Here is a 20,474-nt window from a genome sequence, read left to right on the forward strand (position 1 = left end):
GTCTCGGCGCGGCACAGAGCGGCGCGCCCTGGGTGATCAGCGGCGGCTGGAGCGGAGCACTCACCCCGAATGTCCTGCTCAGCACCGGCGCTACGGGCGCCGCCGACTACCGCGCGGCGGGCACAGGCCTGAGTGTGTTGCCAGCGGCCGACACACAGATCCAGACCACCCTGCAAGCGACCGACACCAGCACCCGCCAAGCCGCCAGAGGGCTTCAGGCCGACCTGAACATTTCGCAACGCATGAGTGAACAGTGGTCGATCAATGCCGGAACTTCGCACCGGACCTTCGGCTATCGCGAACTGTCGGAGGCCGTGTTCGATACTCAAGCGCAGCGCAGCCAGTCGCGCTACCGCGATCAGCAGAGCCTGTCGCTGGCCTGGTCACACCCCGGGCTTGGCGCGTTCAGCAGCGGCTTCAATCGTTCGACGACATTCGACAGCCAGAACAGCAGCCGCGCCCTGGCGTCCTGGGGCACCCGGATCGGCGGAGTGTCGGTGTCGGCCACGGCGCAATGGCAAGTCAGTGGCACCCAGCGCAGCGACGACAGCGTTTACCTGAGTTTCAGTATTCCTCTAGGTGAAAGTCGCCGGGCGCGCACCTGGGTACGCAGTTCCGCTGGCGAATACCACAGCGGTGTCGGCTTGAACGAACAGGTAAACGACCAGTTGAGTTACCGGGTCGGCGTTGAGCACGACACGCGAGACAAACAGGTGCAGTCCTCGGTGGGGGTTTCCTTGCTGCCGCGCTACAGCCAATTGGACCTGAGCTACACCCGCTCCGATGCCGAACACTCCAGCTACCAGATTGGCGCGCGCGGCGGCGCTGTGCTGCACGGCGACGGCTTGACGTTATCGCCATACCCCGTGCGGGACACCTTCGCGCTGCTCTCGGTAGGCGACGCAGGCGCCATCAAAGTCTCGACCCCCAGCGGTCCGGTCTGGACCGATTGGCAAGGTCACGCCGTGGTTCCTCACTTGAGCGCCTATGGTCGCAGCCGGGTAGAAGTCGACACCCGCTCGCTGCCACGCAACCTCGATATCAACAACGGACTGGCCGTGGTTTCCGCCGGGCGCGGGGCCGTCGACAAGGTCGAATTCGGTGTCACGTTGACCCGTCGTGCCTTGCTCAAAGTCACCACGGACAACGGTGCCCCCCTGCCCCGTGGCGCGACGGTCAGCAGCGCAAACGGTGAGTTCGTCACACTCGTTCAAGAAGGCGGATTGGTGTTTTTGCCCAACGCCCTGGACACCCGAGACCTGTGGATAACCGCACCGGGACTGGAGCGCTGCGAACTGCGTTTCGAACTGCCGGCCAAGGCCAATACCCAGGTGTATTACGAGACCGCCACCGCCCAGTGCCGAACACTTTAAGGATGCCCCCATGAAGCTGTCCCACCCTTTACGGTTAACACTCGGCACCCTGATGTTGAGCGGACTTGCGCCTCAGGCCTGGGCGCTCGCCGATGAATGCCTGCTCACCCTGAGTCAGCCGGTGCTCGATTACGGCTTGATGAATCGGGCAATACGCGGCGATGCCCCCGCAGAGCGAACCCTGGGCGAGCGCCGCCTGAGTCTGAACCTGAACTGCCCGCATTCCACCGACATGACCCTGTTCTACCGCGCCATGGCCGCGACCGCCGAGCGCTTCCGCTTTGCTGAACGCGGTAGCTATGCAGTGCGCATGGGTGACGCCGTACTCGATGGGCAACCGGTGGACCTGGGCCTGATTTCCGCCATCGACCAGGTACCCGAAGAAACCGCTTCGAGCCTGCTTTGGCGACCGCAGCAGGCAATCGTTCCGGTTCGGGGCGGCGTGGCGGTGCAAGGTCAAAGTCTTTCGGCGCAACTGGAACTGACAGCCTGGGCTCCGGAAAAAGCGTTGCAGGTACGCGATGCCATTGTCTGGGAAACCACCGGTCTGTTCGACGCAGTCGCTACGGGCCATTCAAGGGAGATAACCCTGCGCGCCAGCTTTGCGCCCGCCGCGTGCAAGGTGGAACTGTCCAATGGCGGCCTGGTGGATTTCGGTCGGTTATCGATAAACGACCTCAACCCCGACAAAGGCACCCGATTGCCTCCCAGGGATTTGACCCTGCAGGTTGGCTGCGACGCCCCGACGCAATTTGCCCTGGTCATGCATGACAACCGCTCAGGCACGGCGACGGTCAACAGCGAGATTTACTACGGGCTGGGTGTGGATAACCGCAGCAACAAGATTGGCCTGTACTCACTGAATGTCGACCCCGCCAATGCCAGTGCGGACAGCTTTGCCCGCGTGTATCGAACCGACTCCACCACCCAGGGCGTGGCCTGGAGCACCTCCAGCTCGAACCCCATACCGATCGCCCGGAAAAGCTACCTGGGCTTCACCAACAATGCCGGCAGCAGCGCAGGGCCGGCCTCGATCCAGAATCTCACGACCACAGTGACGGTCGATGCCGTCATTGCTCCCACCGCGAGCCTGGACCTGAGCGGCGCCGTTCACCTCGATGGCTCGGCGACGATCGAAATGCTTTACCCGTAACACCCACTCTGCCTTGTTGAACCCGAGGTGCAATGACGTGCCCCGGGGCATTCAAGGTCAACAACAGTAGCAAGGAGTTTCACCCATGAAAAAGTACTTCGCAGCACTCGCCACAACGGCACTGATCAGCGCGGCTCCTTTTGCGCTCGCAGCGTCGAGCACTGACCTGACGGTTACAGGCCTCATCACGCCAGTCGCTTGCACGCCGACCCTCTCCAGCGGTGGTGTCATTGATCTGGGCAAAATCTCGGCAGGAGACCTTTTACCGGATCAGAACACCCTGGTCAGCACTGATCCACTTCAATTGACCGTGACCTGCGATGCAGCAACGAAGTTCGCAGTGAATCCAATTGACAATAATCCCAATACGGGCCTTACCGGTTCGTTCGGCCTTGGCTTGGGAAATGAAGGCGAAGAGCTGGGCTTCTATCACCCCAGGGTCATTACGGTCATGGACGGTGCAACCGAGCTGGACCCGATCGAGTCAGCCGACGATGGAACAACCTGGGCGAAAGCAGATTCGGCAAAACCTGGTTACCTCTTGTCCGTGGCAGCACTCGGCGAAACGGACCCGGCCAATGCACAGAACGTCACTATCGACTTCGCGATCGATTCCTACATCGCCCGCGCTGATTCGCTTGACCTGACCGACGAAATCGACATCGACGGTTCCGCGACCCTTGAAGTGAAGTACCTGTAAGGAACAAGGTGCTGGACCGTCCGCGGTTCAGCACCGTTACGGCCCACTGAAAAAAAGGATTTTATCGTTGAAGCCTATCCCCATCAACCTGGCAACGGCGCTGTTGTTGAGTACGACAATTTGCGCCCATGCGGCGTCAGTCGTTGAGCTGACGATCAACGGCACCCTGACGCCAGTCGCTTGCACCCCGTCATTTTCCAACAACGGCCTTGTCGATTTCGGAAAAATCTCCCGGCAGGAGCTGAACGTCGACAAACGCACGCAACTTCGCGACGAGACACTCGACTTCAGCATTCACTGCAATTTGCCTGCGCGTTTTGCATTGATCATGCGGGACAATCGAGAAGGCTCGGCCATCACCAACAGTGAAATCTATTACGGTCTGAAGTTCGACGGCAGCGGCAACAGGATTGGCTTGTATTCGCTGCGTTTCGATCCCGTCAACACCGTAGTGGACGCTCTGCCTCAAGTGTATCGAACCGACTCCACCACCGGAGGGCGGGCATGGAGTGCATCCCGGTCAACCCCCATACCGATCGCTGCGCGAAGTTATCTGGGTTTCACCGATGTACCCGCCAGCACCGCAGGGCCCATTGCAATCCGGAACTTGTCCAGCCGGATCACCCTGCAAGCGGTCATCGCACCGACCTCGACGCTGGACTTGAGTGAAGACGTGTTCATTGATGGCTCGGCAACCCTGGAACTTGTCTATTTATAGATTCCAATCATGGCTGGATTTTCTCACTGCTGACCTGCACACACAGCGCCCGCCCGGCACCGAGGCCGGCGATGATCGCACCCAGGCCAATGACGCCGAAGATCCAGCCCCACAAGCTACAAGGTCACTTGCCAGGCCAGCGGGTCAGGCAGCAAGCCGCGATCTTATCAGCGGCTGGCGTCCACCCCGGCAACAGGCCTTTGAAACCCAGCGCCTGACGCGACCACTTCCACAGATTGAAACTGTCGCTATGCTCGCCAATCTTGCCGTTACGGAAGACGCAATGCGCTACATGTCACCGGCATCGAGACGTTAAAACGCTTGGTAGAACCGGGTGATCAATGCGGTTAGTGGGCCATACCGCTGTCGCGGGCATAGGCAAAAAGCTCGACGTCAGTACTGATGCCCAGGCGGAGCATGGCCATGTTTTTCTGTTTACTGATAGTCGACACACTGCGTTTAACCTGGTGGGCGATTTCGCTGACGGTCATGCCGTTGGCCAACATTCTGACCACCTCCAATTCCTTGACCGACAGTGGCGATTCCTCCAGCTGACGGTCCGCGTTGTCCAGCAGTTCGCGCAGGGGCTCACTGATGTATCGCCGCCCCAGCCCCACCGCATTGATTGCCGCCGGCAGCTCGGACACCGAGGTGTTTTTCGCGACAATGCCCATCGCCCCTTGAGCCAGCGCCGCCCTCGCGGTGGCCACGCTGGTAAACATTGTCAGCAGAATCACCGGCATTGCCGGGTATAGACGGCGCAGGGTATTCAACATTGTCAGGCCATCGACCTGCTGCCCGCCCGGCATGGAAAAATCGGTGATCAACAGATCACAGGGGGTGTTTGAAAGCACATTCATCAGGTCGTCTACGCCATCGGCCTCTCCGACAATTTCGCATTGTCTGCTGGCATTGATGAGCATCCGCATTCCTACGCGAACAACAGAATGATCGTCAGCAATTACGACTCGCATTGAGGGACTTTTCCTACATGACTGCATGCCATGAAAGTAGCCCTGTTTTATAGCCACCACAACTCCCAGAAACAACCCTTGCTCCAAGCAGTTTCAGAGCCTTCAAGCCCCCAGGGCATTACTCCGAAAACAAAAAGATTAGTCCCACAGAGCAAAACAAATAGCCCTACGAAATCAGGGAAATTTCATGCCTGAATAGCCAAAAGCTTACGTAGCCCACAACACTTATTCGTACGCCAACCGACGCTTTCGTATTTGTTGCATTTCTTATCCTCACCTCGATGGATACATTGCGTCGCCCTTGAGCAGCCCGATACCCAACATCCCGCAGCCTTGGCCATCAACCTGAAAACGCTCATCGAGAGGAGCACACGACCATGAACAAACAACTGACGATACTGGGTACTGCCTTGTTGCTTGGCGCTGCCACTTCCGCCTTCGCCGCCTCCAGCACTGACCTGACCGTCACCGGCACCATCACCCCTGCTGCCTGCACGCCGAGTCTTGCCGGCGGTGGCGTGTTTGATTACGGGAAAATAGCTGCCAAGGACCTGAAGCCAGATGCTGCCACCCCACTCGGGCAAAAAACTCTTCAACTTACCGTGAATTGCGATGCGGAAACCCTGTTTGCGATTATGCCAGTTGATAACAGGGCGGAGTCCTCGACCTCTCCCGTCCGCTACGGGCTGGGTTTTATCAACGGAGATGAGAAGCTCGGGGAGTACGTCTTGAATTTTATGAACGTTATTGCAGACACTCCATCGGCAATACTGCAATCGAGCGATGGCGGGGTGTCATGGACTGATGGAAACACCGCTATTTATCCGGGCTATTTGGTTGCCTTTGGCGACAGCACCGGAATCAGAGTTCCCCACCCCCTGCAGGATGTCAGAGTGGATCTGCGCGTTTCCCCTTTCATTGCCCCAACCCAAAACCTCACCCTGACCGACGAAGCACAAATCGACGGCTCGGCCACCCTGCAAATCGTCTACCTGTAACTCAACTCAATACCGGGCAACGAACCTGCCGTTAGTTGCCCAATAAACCATTAAGAAAAGCCCAGTGAACATTCACCACCCTGCCCTCGCGACAGCGCTGCTGATCGCCTGCGCCCCCCTGTTTCCACCGCTCAGCGCACATGCCTGGCGGTCAACGGCTTGATCAATCAACGAGACACGTCATGAAGAAGATTTTCAAGTTTGCACATCATTTGATCTACATCGGCTTTGGCGGCTTTGTGCTGCTGATGGCCGCCCAGGCCCAGGCTGACGGCATGGTCCCCGACACCTCCGTGGTGATCGTCAACGAGGCCGACGGCGAAGCCTCCGTGACCGTGACCAACACCGATGCCAACCTGGCCCTATTGCACATCACCCTGGAAGACATCCCCGAAGACACCGAGCAACTGGTGTTCGTGACCCCGCCGCTGGCCCGGGTCGAAGCCTCGAAAAGCCAGTTGATCCGTTTCATCCTGCAATCGGAAAAGCCCCTGGTGACCCAGCGCCTGAAGAGGGTGATCTTTGAAGGCATCCCTCAAGGCAAAGCCGGCGCCGAAGCCGGGAGCGCCCGCGTGGGTGTGACGGTGCGCCAGAACCTGCCGGTGATTCTGCACCCCAAGGGCCTCAAGCCCAATCGCACGCCATGGACCGACCTGCAATGGTCGTTGAACAACGGCCAACTGACCGTCAGCAACGATACGCCTTACGTCGTACGGCTGGCCCAGGAGGTACAACTGCTGCCTTCGGGCAATGCGATGTTGCCAAAGGCCTACGTGTTGCCGGGCGAGAAGCTCAGCGTCGCGGTATCGACCCAGACCGCCAAACAGGTGCGCATCCAGCCGGCCACGGTGTATGGCTTCGCAGCGCCGCCGTTCGAGGCACCGCTCAAGCCCTGAACCACCGTAGAACCAGCGCCCCCAGGGAAGAGTGGGCGTGAACTTTCGGGATGACGGTCGTTACCGTCCCCGACGCAAGCCAGCGGCGGCAGTGGATCAAGCCAGCACAGCGGCAATGACTCAGTGAACTCCATGAACACCGTATCCAAATACCGTGATGGCGAAGCCATGCCTGAAAAGCAGGCTGTAAACGCTCGTCTGTCGACGCTACGCGCCAGTACCGTGGCGCTGCTGAGTAACGCGCTGCTGTTGCTCGATGCCCGTGCCGAAGACCTCAGCGGCGCGGCATTGCTGACCTCGTTCGACCAGAAAATGTTGACGCAACGCGGCATCGACCCGGCTTTGGCAACCTCATTGCTGCAGGCTCCGCGCTTCAGCGCCGGCAAGCACCCGATCACCCTCATCGTTAACGGCCAGCCCCGTGGACGGGTGGATGCGGCGTTCAACCACGAAGGTGAGCTGTGCTTTGACCGTGCCCTGCTCGACGCCGCCAACCTGGTTGAACCGGCTGCACCGGCCGACGGCCAGCGCTGTTTCGATGCGCTCGGCACCTGGCCGCAGATGACCATCGAACAGGACCCGGCAAACCTCAGTGTTAAGCTGATCGCCCCTACCGACGCCATACGGCCGACGGCCCGGGACTTCACGGGTTATCAAACCGGTGGCTTCGCCGCCTTGCTCAATTACGACGTCAACAGCCTGTTCAGCGATAACGCTGGCCAGTCGAGTCGCTACCTGTCAGCCAACACCGAGCTGGGCTTCAACGCCGGGGACTGGATCGTGCGCAGCCGCCAGGTGCAGACCTGGCAAAACGACGTGTCGACCACCACACATCTGGCGGCCTACGCCCAGCGGACGTTTGCCAGCCAGGAAACGGTGCTGCAGGCAGGCCAGATCAGCCTCTATAACCCGGTACTGGCCGGGGCGCAGATCACTGGCGTGCAGTTGATGACCGAACAGGCATTGCAAAGCGAAGGCCAAGGCTCGCCCATCGAAGGCATTGCCAGGAGCCAGGCTCAGGTGGAAGTCCGCCAGAACGGCTCGTTGATCCACTCGACGGTGGTACCGGCCGGCCCGTTCTCATTAAACGACGTGCGCCGTCTCGACAATCGTTCCGACGTTGAAGTCACGGTCAAGGAAACCGATGGCAGCGAGCAGCGCTTTACCATCCCCGCGGCCCTGCTCGGGGTCGGCTTGCCCGCCCCCGGTTTTTCCCTGGCCGCCGGCCAGGTACGCAACACCGGCGACACCCAGGGCAACGACCCTTGGGTGGTCAGCGGTGGCTGGACCGGCGCACTGAGCCCGCTGATGCAATTGAGTGCCGGCGCCACTGGTGCCACCGACTACCTCGCCGCGGGTGCCGGCCTGGGCTTGCAGCCCGGCAAGAACACGCAGATCCAGACCACCCTGCAAGCCTCCGATATCCGCGCCGGGAAACCTGCAAAAGGTGTTCAGGCGGATCTGGGCATATCGCAACGCGTGGGTGAACAGTGGTCGGTGAATGCCAGCACCTCGCACCGCACGTTCGGATACAGCGATCTGTCGGAAGCCGTGGCCGCAATCGAGTCCGAGCGCAGCCACTCCCGTAATCGCGACCAGCAAACGCTGGGGCTGAGCTGGTCCCCACCGGGGCTGGGCGCTTTCAGCGGCAGTGTCAGCCGTTCGACCTCGTTCGACGGGCAAAGCAGCAACCGCGCGCTGCTCTCGTGGGGCACCAATATCGGCGGCGTCTCGGTTTCGGCCTCGGCGCAATGGCAAGTCAGCGGTACCCAGAGCAGTGATGACAGCGTGTATCTGAACCTGAGCATTCCGCTGGGTGAAACCCGCCGGGCGCGCACCTGGGTGCGCAATGCCGGCGGTGAATACCGCAGCGGCGTCGGCCTGAGCGAACAGGTCAACGATCAACTGAGCTACCGGGTCGGCGTCGAACACGACACGCGTGACAAGCAAGTGCAGACCTCCGCCGGTGTTTCGCTGTTGCCGCGCTACAGCCAGCTGGACCTGAACTACACCCGCTCCGATGCCGAGCGTTCGAGTTATCAGGCGGGCGCGCGCGGGGGTGCCGTGTTGCACGGTGACGGCGTGACGTTCACGCCCTACCCAGTGCGCGAAACCTTTGCACTGGTGTCGGTCGGCGATGCCGACTCGATCAAGGTCTCGACCCCGAGTGGTCCGGTCTGGACCGACAGCAAAGGCAACGCGGTGGTGTCACAACTGACGGCCTATGGTCGCAGCGCAGTGGAAGTCGACACCCGTTCGCTGCCGCGCAACCTCGATATCAACAATGGGCTGGCGGTGGTCTCCGCCGGGCGCGGCGCCGTCGACAAAATCGACTTCGGCATCACCCAGACCCGCCGTGCGTTGCTCAAGGTCACCACCGCCAACGGTGCGCCACTGCCCCGTGGCGCCACGGTGAATACCGAAGACGGCGAGTTCGTCACGCTCGCCCAGGAAGGCGGCGTGGTGTTCCTGCCGAACGTACTGGACAGCCCGACCCTGTGGATCACTGCACCGGGCATGGACCGCTGCCAATTGAGCTTCGAGCTGCCGGCCAAAGCCGATACCGACGCGTACTACGAAACCGCCGCCGCCCAGTGCCGAGCGCTTTGAGGATGACCGCATGAACCTGTCCCGCCCCTTGTTTCTGACCCTTGGCGCTCTGTCGCTGAGCACAATGGCACCGCACGCCTGGGCCTTCGCCAACGACTGTCAGCTCAGCGTGAGCCAGCCGGTACTCGATTACGGCTTGATGAACCGTGCGATCCGCGCCGACAGCCTGCCTGAACGTACGCTGGGCGAACGCCGCGTGAGCCTGACCCTGAGCTGCTCACAACCCACTGACATGACCGTGTTCTATCGCGCCATGGCCGCGACCGCCGAACGTTTTCGCCTGGCCGACCGGGGCAGCTACGCTGTGCGCGCAAGCCATGCGGTACTCGATGGGCAGTCAGTCGACCTGGGGCTGATCTCCGCCACCGGTCAGACGCCGGAAGCCACAGCGTCGAGCCTGCTGTGGCGGCCGGAGCAGGCAATCGTCCCGGTGCGAGCCGGTGCAGTTGCCAAGGGGCAGAGCTTTTCGGCACAGCTTGAATTGACGGCCTGGGCCCAAGAGCAGGCATCACAAGTGCGCGACGCGGTGGTCTGGGAGGCCACGGGTCTGCTCGATGCGGTCGCCGCCGGACGCTCCAGGGAAATCGCCCTGCGTGCCAGCTTCGCCCCTGGGGCATGCAACGTGAACCTGTCAAACGGTGGCCTGGTGGATTTTGGCCGAATGTCCAAAAACGATCTGAACACCGATAAAAGCACCCGCCTGCCGCCCAAGGGGTTGAACCTGCAGGTCGGCTGCGATGCACCGACGCATTTCGCCCTGCGCATGCACGACAACCGCACCGGTTCGGCGACGGTGAACAGCGAAATTTACTACGGCCTGGACGTGGACGGCCGCAACAACAAAATCGGCCTGTATTCGCTGACCCTCGACCCGGGCAGCGCCAGCGCCGACAGCTATGCGCGGCTGTTTCGAACCGACTCCACCACCGGTGGCACGGCCTGGAGCACGGCCAGCACGAGCCCGATTCCACTCGCCCAAAACAGCTACCTGGGGTTCACCGACCTTGCCGGCAGCATCTCGGGCCCTGTCGCGATCCAGAACCTCAGCGCCGCCGTCACGGTCGAGGCGGTCATCGCCCCCACCGAAAACCTGGATCTGAGCAGCGCCGTCCACCTCGACGGCTCGGGCACGATCGAAATCGTTTACCTGTAACACCCACCCCTGGCGAACTGGAGGCCATCACGTGCCCGGGTACAACCAGGGAAAACCCCGAAAAAGGAAAAGAATGAAACATTACTTCGCAGCACTCTCCGCAACCGCTCTGATCAGCCTCGCGCCTTATGCCCTTGCGTCTTCGACTGACCTGACTGTTACCGGCACCATCACCCCGCAAGCCTGCACTCCTGGTTTTTCCGGCGGCGGTGTAGTGGACTACGGCAAGCTCCTGGTCAAAAATCTGAACACCACTGAGCCCACTGAATTAGCAGATCGCGACCTTCAATTGAACCTCACATGTGGGGCGCCGAGACTGGTCGCACTGAGGGTCATCGACAATCATCCCTATCTGGATATTGCGAATTACACCTACTTTGGAATGAGATTGACGCCCGCAGGTGAAAAACCGGGGTATTTTTTCCTGAATATCACCCAAACACTGGCGGATGGGGCGAGCGCCCAAGCGATCTACTCAATGGATGAGGGGAGAACCTGGAAGAGCGCCTCAGAAATTTTCCGTGATGAACTGTGGTCGGTCAGCTCCACCACTGACCACACCAAACCAATCATGGTGAACAACGCGACGATGGATCTGCGGATAAAAACCGTGATCCATCCTACCGACAGCCTCACCCTGATTGACGACTTCACCCTCGATGGTTCGGTAACCTTCGAAGTGGTATACCTGTAGGCCTGCAACGCCGAACCCTTCGGTGCGACTGCGACCGAAGGGTTCGGCATCTACCGGTTCCGGATGTCACGACGCTGTCCCGGACCGTGAGGGATGGATGCCCTTCACCCTCATGCCTTTTCGCTTTCGACCTGCACATACAGCGCCCGCCCGGCACCGAGGCCGGCGATGATCGCACCCAGGCCGATGACGCCGAAGATCCAGCCCACGGCCGTCCAGCCGCCGGTCCAGTCATGCACGATGCCGACCGCGAACGGCCCCATGGACGCCAGGGTGTAACCGAAGCCCTGGGCCATGCCCGACAGGTTCGCCGCGACGTGGGAGTCCCGTGAGCGCAGCACGATCAGCGTCAATGCCAGGCTGAACGTGGCGCCCTGCCCCAGCCCCAGCACAATTGCCCAGCCCCACAAGCCATCGATCGGCGCATACAGGCAACCGAACAAGCCGCCGAGGGTCAGCGCCATCACGATCACAATCGCCAGCCGCTGGTCCTTGCCACGGGTCGCCAGCCAGGGTGCCGCGAGCGAGCTGACCAGTTGCACGATCACCGAGCCCGACAGCACCAGCCCAGCCTGGGTCGGGGTCAGGCCGCGCCCGATCAGAATCGATGGCAACCAGCCGAACACGATGTAGGCCAGGGACGATTGCAGGCCCATGTACAAGGTCACTTGCCAGGCCAGCGGGTCACGCAGCAAACCGCGAACGCGATAGGCGACGTTGTGCGCGCCGTGTTTCTGGCCGACTTGCGGCAGCCAGAACACGGCCGCCGCCAACGCGGGGATAACCCAAAAACCAAGACCCAGCGCCCAGCTCTTGTCGAAATGCTCACTGAGGGGCACGGTCGCACCCGCCGCCATCGCCGCCCCCAGGCACAGGGCCATGGTGTAGACGCCGGTCATGGTCCCGGCCTGTTTCGGGAAATCGCGCTTGACGATGCCTGGCAACAACACGCCGATCACGCCGATGCTGGCACCGGCGAGCACGCTTCCGGCAAACAGGCCGATCTCGCCGAACGAACTGCGCAGGATGATCCCGCCAGCCAGGGTCAGAAGAATACCCAACACGACCCGCTCGGCACCGAAGCGACGCGCCAGCAGCGGCGCCAGTGGCGCAAACAGGCCAAGGCAAAGCACCGGCAGCGTGGTCAGCAATCCCGCCGTGGACGCCGACAAGCCGAGGGTCTTCGAGACCTCGCTGAGCATCGGCGCCATGCTTGACAGCGCCGGACGCAGGTTCAGCGCCACCAGGATCAGGCCCAGCAGCAACAGCCACGGCCGACGCAGGACCGGATGAGCTTGCTGGACCTGTTCGTCATCGGCCTCGGCGTCGATCAGCAGCTCGTTCAACTCTGCCGAACGTTTTCGGGCTGTGGATAAATCACCGCGGTGCACGGACTTCTCGGTTTCAAGGTTCATTGATCAACTGCCTCGACAGGGCTTTGGCCCGTTCCGCGTCGCGTTGTTCGACGGCATCGAGCAACTCGATATGCAGGTCGAACACTTCCTGGCGGCGCGGGACGATGCTCAGGGTCTGGCGCAACTGCGCGCCGACGATGCTGGAGAAATAGCGATACAACTCGCTGAGGGTCGGGTTATGTGCGGCGTCCACCAACCGACGGTGAAACACCAGATCGCAGGCGATGTAGGTATCGAGATCGCCGTGGTAGTGGCTGCCGCTGACACCCAGCGCCTCGCGCAATGCCACCAGGTCTTCATCGGTGCGGCGCATGGCTGCCAGGCCGATCGCCTCGACTTCAAGGATGTGCCGGGTTTCCCGGGCCTGCTCAAGGGAGCAGCGCGACAGCGCCTTCAAGGTATCGAGCGGATCGACCACCGCACGCAGGTAACTGCCGTCGCCCTGGCGGATCTCGATCAACCCGGAAAACGCCAACACCCGCATGGCTTCGCGCACGGTGTTGCGGCTGATGCCCAGTTCGGCGGACAACTCAGGTTCGGTGGGCAAACGCTGGCCCACAGCCCAAACGCCCTGGTTGATCCGCAGGCGCAGCTGGTCCAGAGCCTGATCGACCAGGGATCGTTTTACCAATGGAGAGATTTCTGACACGGAATTCGCCCTCTCATCCAATCATAGGATGAATTTTCTGACATGGTAGTCAACATGTTCCACGAGGGCAATGCCTCTGTAGGAGCGAGCTGGCTCGCGATGGACTCGAGAGCACCGCGGGGTACCTGCCAACCAGCGTTATCGTTGACGTCCATCGCGAGCCAGCTCGCTCCTACAGGCAAAAAAAAACCCGGAACATGTCCGGGTTTATTTCAGTGCCTGGGTTCGATCAATGCAGGATCTGGCTCAGGAACAACTTGGTGCGCTCATTCTGCGGATGGTCGAAGAAGTCGTTCGGCGCGGCCTGTTCGACGATTTCGCCCTTGTCCATGAAGATCACGCGGTTGGCCACGGTGCGAGCGAAGCCCATTTCGTGGGTTACGCAAAGCATGGTCATGCCGTCTTCGGCCAGGCCGATCATGGTGTCGAGCACTTCCTTCACCATCTCCGGGTCGAGTGCCGAGGTCGGTTCGTCGAACAGCATGATTTTCGGTTTCATGCACAGCGCGCGGGCAATCGCCACACGCTGTTGCTGACCGCCGGACAGTTGCCCCGGGTATTTATGCGCCTGCTCCGGAATGCGTACGCGCTCCAGGTAGTGCATGGCGATTTCCTCTGCCTTGCGCTTGGGCATCTTGCGCACCCACATCGGCGCCAGGGTGCAGTTCTGCAAAATGGTCAGGTGCGGGAACAGGTTGAAGTGCTGGAACACCATGCCGACTTCACGGCGGATCGCTTCGATCTGCTTGAGGTCGTTGGTCAGTTCCGTGCCATCGACCACGATGCGGCCCTGCTGGTGTTCTTCCAGGCGGTTGAGGCAGCGGATGGTGGTGGATTTGCCCGAACCCGACGGCCCGCACAGAACGATACGCTCGCCCTGCTTGACGTTCAGATTGATGTCTTTCAACACGTGGAACTGGCCGTACCACTTGTTCACGCCCTGCATCTGAATAATGCCTTCAGGGCCCACAGGCTGTTTGATTGCTTCGCTCATAAAAGAACTTCCTAAATTAGGTACGGCGCTTCAGCGCTTGTGGCCAGTGTCGAGCTTGCGTTCCAGATGCATGGAATAGCGCGACATACCAAAACAGAAAATCCAGAACACCAGGGCGGCGAACACATAGCCTTCGGTGGCCATGCCCAGCCATTTCGGGTCGGCGGCGGCTTGCTTGACGCTGTTGAGCAGGTCGAACAGGCCGATGATGATCACCAGGCTGGTGTCCTTGAACAGCGCGATGAAGGTGTTGACGATGCCGGGGATCACCAGCTTCAGGGCTTGCGGCAGAATCACCAGGCCCATGCTGCGCCAGTAGCCCAGGCCCATCGCCGCGGCCGCTTCGTACTGCCCCTTGGGAATCGCTTGCAGACCACCACGCACCACTTCGGCCACATAGGCCGACTGGAACAGGATCACGCCGATCAGGGCCCGCAGCAGTTTGTCGAAGTTCATGCCTTCAGGCAGGAACAGCGGCAGCATCACCGAGGACATGAACAGCACCGTGATCAACGGCACGCCGCGCCAGAACTCGATGAAGGTCACGCAGACCACGCGAATCGCCGGCAAGTTCGAACGACGGCCCAGGGCCAGGACAATCCCCAACGGCAGCGCACCGGCGATGCCGACGGTGGCGATCACCAGGGTCAGCATCAGGCCACCCCATTGGCTGGTCGCGATGTTGGTCAGGCCGAAGATGCCGCCATGCAACAGGAAGTAGGCAAAGATCGGGTACAGCACCAGGAAGCCCAGCCCGTACACCGCTTTATGGTGAAAGCGCGAGATGAACAACGGCGCCACGCCGACAATCGCCAACCACACCGTCAGGTCCACGCGCCAGCGCAGTTCCGGCGGGTAATAGCCGTACATGAACTGGCCGAAACGCTGCTGGATGAACACCCAGCAGGCGCCCTCCTTGGTGCAGTCGGCGCGGGTCGTGCCCACCCAGTTGGCGTCGAGGATGGCCCAGTGCAGGATCGGCGGCACCACCAGGTAGATGAGGTAGAACGCAAACAGGGTCAGCAGGGTGTTGAGCCAGCTGGAGAACATGTTCGCGCGCATCCACGCCACCACACCGATGCTGCTGTGAGGAGGTGGCATGTCAGGTTTGAAAGTATGAGTACTCATGCGCTTTTCCTTACCGCTCGATCAGCGCAATGCGCTTGTTGTACCAGTTCATCAGCAGGGAAATGCTGATACTGATCGCCAGGTACACGCTCATGGTGATGGCAATCACCTCGATCGCCTGGCCGGTCTGGTTGAGCACGGTGCCGGCGAACAGCGAGACCATTTCCGGATAACCGATACCGGCCGCCAGCGAGGAGTTCTTCGCCAGGTTCAGGTATTGGCTGGTCAGCGGTGGAATGATTACGCGCAGGGCTTGCGGGATGATCACCTTGCGCAGGGTCGGACCGTTGCGCAGGCCGAGGGAATGCGCCGCCTCGGTCTGGCCATGGCTGACCGACTTGATGCCCGAACGCACGATCTCGGCGATGAACGCGGCGGTGTACACCGTCAGCGCCAGGGTCAAGGCCAGCAGTTCCGGGATCAGTACCCAGCCACCGACGAAGTTGAAGCCTTGCAGCTTTGGCATTTCCCAATGCAAGGGTGCGCCGAAGATCAGCGCGCACAAGGCCGGGATCACCAGGAACAGCGCCAGGCCGACCCAGAACTTGTGGAACGGTACACCCGTCTCTTCGAAGCGCTTGGTGGCCCAGCGGCTCATCAGCACGATGGCGACGATGGCCACCACGACGCTGGCCACGAACGGCCAGAAACCATCGGCCATCAGCGCAGCGGGCATGTTCAGGCCGCGGGCGCTGACGAAGAAGGTGTCGCCGAAGTTATGGCTGTTGCGCGGCCCCGGCATGGTCAGGAACACCGCGAAGTACCAGAACAGGATCTGCAGCAATGGCGGAATGTTGCGGAAGACTTCCACGTACACCGTCGCCAGCTTGGCGATGATCCAATTCTTCGACAGCCGCGCCACACCGACGATGAAGCCGAGGATCGTCGCCAGGATCACGCCGATGAAGGTCACCAGCAAGGTGTTGAGCAGGCCGATGACAAACACCCGGGCGTAAGTGTCCGCTTCGGTGTAGTCGATCAGGTGCTGAGCGATGCCGAAACCGGCACTGCGCTCCAGAAAGTCGAAACCGGAGGTAATGCCCCGGTGCTGAAGGTTGGTTTGCGTGTTGTCGAACAGAAACCAGCCTAACGAGACCACCCCGATAATCGTGATGATCTGGAATACCCACGCACGCACTCGTGGATCGCTGAGGCTGAGCCTCTGCTTTGGTGCGCCGATTGAATTTTGCATGAAGTGCCCCGGAAATAATGGAACAGAACATCACCCGGCGGTTGGCCCACCGGGTGATAGAACCATCAGCGCACTGGTGGTGCGTATTGAATGCCGCCAGCGTTCCACAGAGCGTTCAGCCCGCGGTCGATTTCCAGCGGAGTGCTCTTGCCGAGGTTTTTCTCGAACACTTCGCCGTAGTTACCCACTTGCTTGATGATCTGCACGACCCAGTCTTTCTTCACTTTCAGGTCTTTGCCGTATTCACCGTCGGTACCCAGCAGACGGGCAACGTCAGGGTTCTTGGTGGCCTTGGCTTCGGCTTCGACGTTCTTCGAAGTGATGCCGGCTTCTTCAGCGTTGAGCATCGCGTAGCCAGTCCAGCGCACGATGGCCAGCCACTCGTCGTCGCCATTACGCACGACCGGGCCCAGAGGTTCCTTGGAAATGGTTTCCGGCAGAACCACGTAGTCCTTCGGCGAAGCCAGCTTGCTGCGCTGGGCGAACAGCTGGGACTTGTCGGAGGTCAGTACGTCGCAACGACCGGATTCCAGCGACTTGGCGCTTTCGTCGGAGGTGTCGAAGGTAATCGGGGTGTACTTCAGGCCGTTGCCGCGGAAGTAGTCGGAAACGTTCAGCTCGGTAGTGGTACCGGCCTGGATGCAGATGGTTGCACCGTCCAGTTCTTTAGCGCTTTTCACGCCCAGCTTGTTGTTTACCAGGAAGCCGATGCCGTCGTAGTAGGTGATGAAACCCGGAAACTTCAGGCCCATGCCCGCGTCACGGGAGCTGGTCATGGTGGTGTTGCGCGACAGGATGTCGATTTCGCCGGATTGCAGCGCGGTGAAGCGCTCCTTGGCGTTCAACTGGCTGAACTTGACCTTGGTCGCGTCGCCGAAGACAGCAGCCGCTACCGCACGGCAGTAGTCAGCATCGATACCAACGATCTTGCCGGTGGAATCCGGAACCGAGAAGCCTGGCAGGCCATCGCTGACGCCACACTGCACGAAACCTTTCTTCATCACTGCATCCAGGGTTGCGCCCGCCTGGGCAAACCCGCTGACACCGAGTACCGCGGCTGCAGTCACGATAGCCAGGGTGGATTTCAACATCTTCATTCAAACCTCCAGTTTTGCTCTTGTTGTGTCGGAGCGTGAGTCCAGTCGCACCCTTTTGAGGCGTAGTCGACCCGTGTTGGCTTGTTTTGGGGTCAACCGACGTAAGACGTTAGCTATGAGTCTAGTAGGAGAAAATCCACATAATGGAAAGCTCACTCTCACCAGTCGGCCGAACGGGCTGTAGCCCTTTCACGTTCGCGAAGCCCGTAGCGGCCTTTGGCGAACATCCATCACCGGATTCTTTTCAATCCCACTAACAACCTTGGCCTGATAGTGTTACCGACAGACGTAGGATTTTTCATACAAGCTTCGCCATAGCAAAGCCCGTACCACACCGCCCGCGGAAGCGGTTCAGCTGCAGGTCAATAGCAAAACTTGTAACCTTGCGACACTTTCTTAACGGATCAACCAGACGCGCACTTCGATCACGCACTTAATGAGCGCGCACGCACAACATTGGAGCAGCCATGACCAACCCCTTGATTCTAGAACCCGTCAAGACCGCAGACGCCTGCGTCATCTGGCTGCATGGCCTGGGCGCCGACCGCTATGACTTCCTGCCGGTGGCCGAAGCGCTACAGGAAAGCCTGCTGAGCACCCGCTTCGTTTTGCCCCAGGCACCGAGCCGCGCCGTGACCATCAATGGCGGTTACGAAATGCCGAGCTGGTACGACATATTGGCCATGAGCCCGGCGCGCGCGATCAATCGTGAACAACTCGAAGAGTCGGCCAACTGGATCATCGAATTGGTTGAGACGCAGCGGGCCGGCGGAATAGACGCCTCGCGGATTTTCCTGGCAGGTTTTTCCCAAGGCGGCGCCGTGGTGTTCCACACCGCTTTTCTGAAATGGCAGGGACCACTGGGTGGCGTAGTTGCCCTCTCTACTTATGCCCCCACCTTCAGCGACGAACTGGAATTGTCGGCAAGCCAGCAACGCATCCCGGTGCTATCACTGCATGGTCAGTACGATGACGTGGTGCAAAATTCGATGGGACGTACCGCTTACGAGTATCTGAAGCAGCATGGTGTCACCGTGACATGGCAGGAATACCCAATGGGTCACGAAGTGTTACCCGAAGAAATTCGCGACATCGGCGTCTGGCTCACCGAGCGCTTGCGTTAAGCATTTCTGTTTAAAAGCGCCCTTTGATCCATCCCACTACGCCGCGCCCGATTCTTGCATTACACTGGCCGGCGTACATTCCTTAACCAATTGATGAGATGACCGTGCTCAAAGCACTCAAGAAAATGTTCGGTAAAAGCGAGACTGAGCAACTCGCGCCAGTTCCCAGCCCTGCGTCTCACGCTCCCGGCCACCGCACCGACGGTATTCAGTCTGAACGAGCCACCGCCACGGCGGCACCCAAGCATGATCCGAAGACCGCAACAGCTGACCAGCCTGCGGCGATAACAGCCCCGGAGCAGCCGCTCAGCGAAACGCCGAAACCCGCCAGACCGCGCCGTGAACCCAAGCCCAAGGCGCCCGTCATCCCATGGAAACTCGAAGACTTCGTCGTCGAACCCCAGGAAGGCAAAACCCGCTTCCACGATTTCAAGCTCGCCCCTGAACTGATGCATGCCATCCAGGACCTGGGCTTCCCGTATTGCACGCCGATCCAGGCACAGGTGCTGGGCTTCACCCTCGCGGGCAAAGACGCCATCGGCCGCGCCCAGACCGGTACCGGCAAAACCGCTGCGTTCCTGATCTCGATCATCACCCAGTTGCTGCAGACCCCGCCGCCGAAAGAGCGCTACATGGGCGAGCCACGGGCGCTGATCATCGCGCCGACCCGCGAACTGGTGGTGCAGATCGCCAAGGACGCCGCCGACCTGACCAAGTACACCGGCCTCAACGTCATGACGTTCGTCGGCGGCATGGACTTCGACAAGCAGCTCAAGCACCTCGAAGCCCGCCACTGCGACATCCTCGTGGCCACGCCGGGCCGCCTGCTGGACTTCAACCAGCGCGGCGACGTGCATCTGGACATGGTCGAAGTGATGGTACTGGACGAAGCCGACCGCATGCTCGACATGGGCTTCATCCCGCAAGTGCGCCAGATCATTCGCCAGACGCCACCGAAGTCCGAGCGTCAGACGCTGCTGTTCTCCGCGACCTTCACCGAAGACGTGATGAACCTGGCCAAGCAATGGACCACCGACCCGTCGATCGTCGAGATCGAGTCGCAGAACGTGGCCAACGAAAACGTCGAGCAGCACATCTACGCGGTGGCCGCTGCCGACAAATACAAACTGCTCTACAACCTGGTCAACGACAACGGTTGGGAGCGGGTCATCGTCTTCGCCAACCGCAAGGATGAAGTGCGACGCATCGAAGAACGCCTGGTGCGCGACGGCATCAACGCCGCGCAACTGTCCGGCGACGTGCCGCAGCACAAGCGCATCAAGACCCTGGAAGGTTTCCGCGAAGGCAAGATCCGCGTGCTGGTCGCCACCGACGTGGCCGGTCGCGGCATCCACATCGACGGCATCAGCCACGTGATCAACTTCACCCTGCCGGAAGTGCCGGACGACTACGTGCACCGCATCGGTCGTACCGGGCGTGCCGGCGCCGACGGCGTGTCCATCAGCTTTGCCGGTGAAGACGACTCCTACCAGCTACCGTCCATCGAGGAAAAGCTGGGGCGCAAGATCAGCTGTGAAACACCACCGACCCACCTGTTGCGGGCGGTTGAGCGTAAGCGTCCTCATTAAGCGACGCTGAAAAGACA

Annotated in this window: 18 protein-coding genes and 1 pseudogene; 11 read left to right on the forward strand and 8 right to left on the reverse strand. The window is 60.6% G+C overall.

The annotated features are described in order from the left end of the window. The 4 genes from ACCD00_RS15415 to ACCD00_RS15430 all read left to right on the forward strand — a co-directional run. A partial coding sequence (locus tag ACCD00_RS15415) for a fimbria/pilus outer membrane usher protein (protein ID WP_413425781.1) occupies window positions 1-1,373 on the forward strand: 1,373 nt, incomplete at its 5' end. Window positions 1,374-1,383: 10 nt separating this feature from the next. After that, window positions 1,384-2,526 (forward strand): DUF1120 domain-containing protein, encoded by a 1,143-nt coding sequence (locus ACCD00_RS15420; protein WP_413425783.1) that lies wholly within the window; start codon window positions 1,384-1,386, stop codon window positions 2,524-2,526. 85 nt (window positions 2,527-2,611) lie between these two features. Then, window positions 2,612-3,226, forward strand: a complete 615-nt coding sequence (locus tag ACCD00_RS15425; protein ID WP_413425785.1) for a DUF1120 domain-containing protein — start codon at window positions 2,612-2,614, stop codon at window positions 3,224-3,226. Between the two features lie 67 nt (window positions 3,227-3,293). Further along, window positions 3,294-3,944: a DUF1120 domain-containing protein gene (locus ACCD00_RS15430; protein ID WP_413425787.1), complete on the forward strand. Its 651-nt coding sequence runs from the start codon at window positions 3,294-3,296 to the stop codon at window positions 3,942-3,944. Between the two features lie 124 nt (window positions 3,945-4,068). On the opposite strand, the pseudogene ACCD00_RS15435 reads toward ACCD00_RS15430, so the two are convergent. Together ACCD00_RS15435 and ACCD00_RS15440 are read right to left on the reverse strand one after the other, a co-directional pair. Further along, window positions 4,069-4,233, reverse strand: a pseudogene (locus ACCD00_RS15435) (hypothetical protein); the annotation flags it as partial. A gap of 58 nt (window positions 4,234-4,291) precedes the next feature. Next, entirely contained in the window at window positions 4,292-4,918 is a 627-nt protein-coding gene (locus ACCD00_RS15440; protein ID WP_413425789.1) for a response regulator, read from the reverse strand. Window positions 4,919-5,295: 377 nt separating this feature from the next. Between ACCD00_RS15440 and ACCD00_RS15445 the strand changes: the two genes are divergently transcribed. The 5 genes from ACCD00_RS15445 (at window position 5,296) to ACCD00_RS15465 (ending at window position 11,269) form a co-directional block, all read left to right on the forward strand. Beyond that, window positions 5,296-5,916 carry a DUF1120 domain-containing protein gene (locus tag ACCD00_RS15445; RefSeq protein WP_413425791.1) on the forward strand — a complete coding sequence of 207 codons (621 nt, stop codon included), beginning with the start codon at window positions 5,296-5,298 and terminating at the stop codon, window positions 5,914-5,916. 182 nt (window positions 5,917-6,098) lie between these two features. Next, window positions 6,099-6,812, forward strand: coding sequence for a fimbria/pilus chaperone family protein (locus ACCD00_RS15450; protein WP_413425793.1), 714 nt, complete (start codon window positions 6,099-6,101; stop codon window positions 6,810-6,812). A gap of 132 nt (window positions 6,813-6,944) precedes the next feature. Beyond that, window positions 6,945-9,422 carry a fimbria/pilus outer membrane usher protein gene (locus tag ACCD00_RS15455; RefSeq protein ID WP_413425795.1) on the forward strand — a complete coding sequence of 826 codons (2,478 nt, stop codon included), beginning with the start codon at window positions 6,945-6,947 and terminating at the stop codon, window positions 9,420-9,422. 10 nt (window positions 9,423-9,432) lie between these two features. Next, window positions 9,433-10,575, forward strand: a complete 1,143-nt coding sequence (locus ACCD00_RS15460) for a DUF1120 domain-containing protein (RefSeq protein ID WP_413425797.1) — start codon at window positions 9,433-9,435, stop codon at window positions 10,573-10,575. 73 nt (window positions 10,576-10,648) lie between these two features. Then, complete coding sequence (locus tag ACCD00_RS15465; RefSeq protein WP_413425799.1) at window positions 10,649-11,269, forward strand: DUF1120 domain-containing protein; 621 nt, start codon at window positions 10,649-10,651, stop codon at window positions 11,267-11,269. Between the two features lie 110 nt (window positions 11,270-11,379). Here ACCD00_RS15465 and ACCD00_RS15470 read toward each other — a convergent pair whose 3' ends face one another. The 6 genes from ACCD00_RS15470 to ACCD00_RS15495 all read right to left on the reverse strand — a co-directional run bounded on the left by ACCD00_RS15470 (window position 11,380) and on the right by ACCD00_RS15495 (window position 17,744). Continuing rightward, entirely contained in the window at window positions 11,380-12,684 is a 1,305-nt protein-coding gene (locus ACCD00_RS15470) for a CynX/NimT family MFS transporter (RefSeq protein WP_413425801.1), read from the reverse strand. Then, entirely contained in the window at window positions 12,674-13,333 is a 660-nt protein-coding gene (locus ACCD00_RS15475) for a FadR/GntR family transcriptional regulator (RefSeq protein ID WP_413425803.1), read from the reverse strand. The genes ACCD00_RS15470 and ACCD00_RS15475 overlap by 11 nt, the downstream gene beginning before the upstream one ends. A gap of 229 nt (window positions 13,334-13,562) precedes the next feature. Continuing rightward, a complete protein-coding gene (locus ACCD00_RS15480) occupies window positions 13,563-14,327 on the reverse strand; it encodes an amino acid ABC transporter ATP-binding protein (RefSeq protein WP_008018587.1) in 765 nt (254 codons plus the stop codon). 30 nt (window positions 14,328-14,357) lie between these two features. Continuing rightward, a complete protein-coding gene (locus ACCD00_RS15485) occupies window positions 14,358-15,455 on the reverse strand; it encodes an amino acid ABC transporter permease (protein ID WP_413425805.1) in 1,098 nt (365 codons plus the stop codon). 10 nt (window positions 15,456-15,465) lie between these two features. Next, window positions 15,466-16,647 carry an amino acid ABC transporter permease gene (locus tag ACCD00_RS15490; protein WP_413425807.1) on the reverse strand — a complete coding sequence of 394 codons (1,182 nt, stop codon included), beginning with the start codon at window positions 16,645-16,647 and terminating at the stop codon, window positions 15,466-15,468. A gap of 65 nt (window positions 16,648-16,712) precedes the next feature. After that, the gene (locus ACCD00_RS15495; RefSeq protein ID WP_085715874.1) at window positions 16,713-17,744 is read right to left on the reverse strand and encodes an amino acid ABC transporter substrate-binding protein; all 1,032 of its coding nucleotides are present in this window, start codon (window positions 17,742-17,744) and stop codon (window positions 16,713-16,715) included. Between the two features lie 467 nt (window positions 17,745-18,211). On the opposite strand from ACCD00_RS15495, the gene ACCD00_RS15500 reads away from it, so the two are divergent. Continuing rightward, entirely contained in the window at window positions 18,212-18,868 is a 657-nt protein-coding gene (locus tag ACCD00_RS15500; RefSeq protein ID WP_413425810.1) for an alpha/beta hydrolase, read from the forward strand. A gap of 98 nt (window positions 18,869-18,966) precedes the next feature. Beyond that, on the forward strand, window positions 18,967-20,457 hold the full coding sequence (gene rhlB, locus ACCD00_RS15505; RefSeq protein WP_413425812.1) for an ATP-dependent RNA helicase RhlB: 1,491 nt from the start codon (window positions 18,967-18,969) through the stop codon (window positions 20,455-20,457). Window positions 20,458-20,474: the final 17 nt, after the last annotated feature.

Source organism: Pseudomonas sp. Pseusp3 (genome assembly GCF_047304225.1).
Classification (GTDB): Bacteria; Pseudomonadota; Gammaproteobacteria; order Pseudomonadales; family Pseudomonadaceae; genus Aquipseudomonas; species Aquipseudomonas fluorescens_CD.

Excerpts from the sequence above, each read along its gene's own strand:
- ACCD00_RS15485 (WP_413425805.1), bottom strand. The coding sequence starts at position 15,455 with ATGAGTACTCATACTTTCAAACCTGACATGCCACCTCCTCACAGCAGC.
- ACCD00_RS15450 (WP_413425793.1), top strand. The coding sequence starts at position 6,099 with ATGAAGAAGATTTTCAAGTTTGCACATCATTTGATCTACATCGGCTTT.
- ACCD00_RS15425 (WP_413425785.1), top strand. The coding sequence starts at position 2,612 with ATGAAAAAGTACTTCGCAGCACTCGCCACAACGGCACTGATCAGCGCG.
- ACCD00_RS15420 (WP_413425783.1), top strand. The coding sequence starts at position 1,384 with ATGAAGCTGTCCCACCCTTTACGGTTAACACTCGGCACCCTGATGTTG.
- ACCD00_RS15495 (WP_085715874.1), bottom strand. The coding sequence starts at position 17,744 with ATGAAGATGTTGAAATCCACCCTGGCTATCGTGACTGCAGCCGCGGTA.
- ACCD00_RS15460 (WP_413425797.1), top strand. The coding sequence starts at position 9,433 with ATGAACCTGTCCCGCCCCTTGTTTCTGACCCTTGGCGCTCTGTCGCTG.
- ACCD00_RS15465 (WP_413425799.1), top strand. The coding sequence starts at position 10,649 with ATGAAACATTACTTCGCAGCACTCTCCGCAACCGCTCTGATCAGCCTC.
- rhlB (WP_413425812.1), top strand. The coding sequence starts at position 18,967 with ATGACCGTGCTCAAAGCACTCAAGAAAATGTTCGGTAAAAGCGAGACT.
- ACCD00_RS15480 (WP_008018587.1), bottom strand. The coding sequence starts at position 14,327 with ATGAGCGAAGCAATCAAACAGCCTGTGGGCCCTGAAGGCATTATTCAG.
- ACCD00_RS15445 (WP_413425791.1), top strand. The coding sequence starts at position 5,296 with ATGAACAAACAACTGACGATACTGGGTACTGCCTTGTTGCTTGGCGCT.
- ACCD00_RS15490 (WP_413425807.1), bottom strand. The coding sequence starts at position 16,647 with ATGCAAAATTCAATCGGCGCACCAAAGCAGAGGCTCAGCCTCAGCGAT.
- ACCD00_RS15470 (WP_413425801.1), bottom strand. The coding sequence starts at position 12,684 with ATGAACCTTGAAACCGAGAAGTCCGTGCACCGCGGTGATTTATCCACA.
- ACCD00_RS15440 (WP_413425789.1), bottom strand. The coding sequence starts at position 4,918 with ATGCGAGTCGTAATTGCTGACGATCATTCTGTTGTTCGCGTAGGAATG.
- ACCD00_RS15500 (WP_413425810.1), top strand. The coding sequence starts at position 18,212 with ATGACCAACCCCTTGATTCTAGAACCCGTCAAGACCGCAGACGCCTGC.
- ACCD00_RS15455 (WP_413425795.1), top strand. The coding sequence starts at position 6,945 with ATGAACACCGTATCCAAATACCGTGATGGCGAAGCCATGCCTGAAAAG.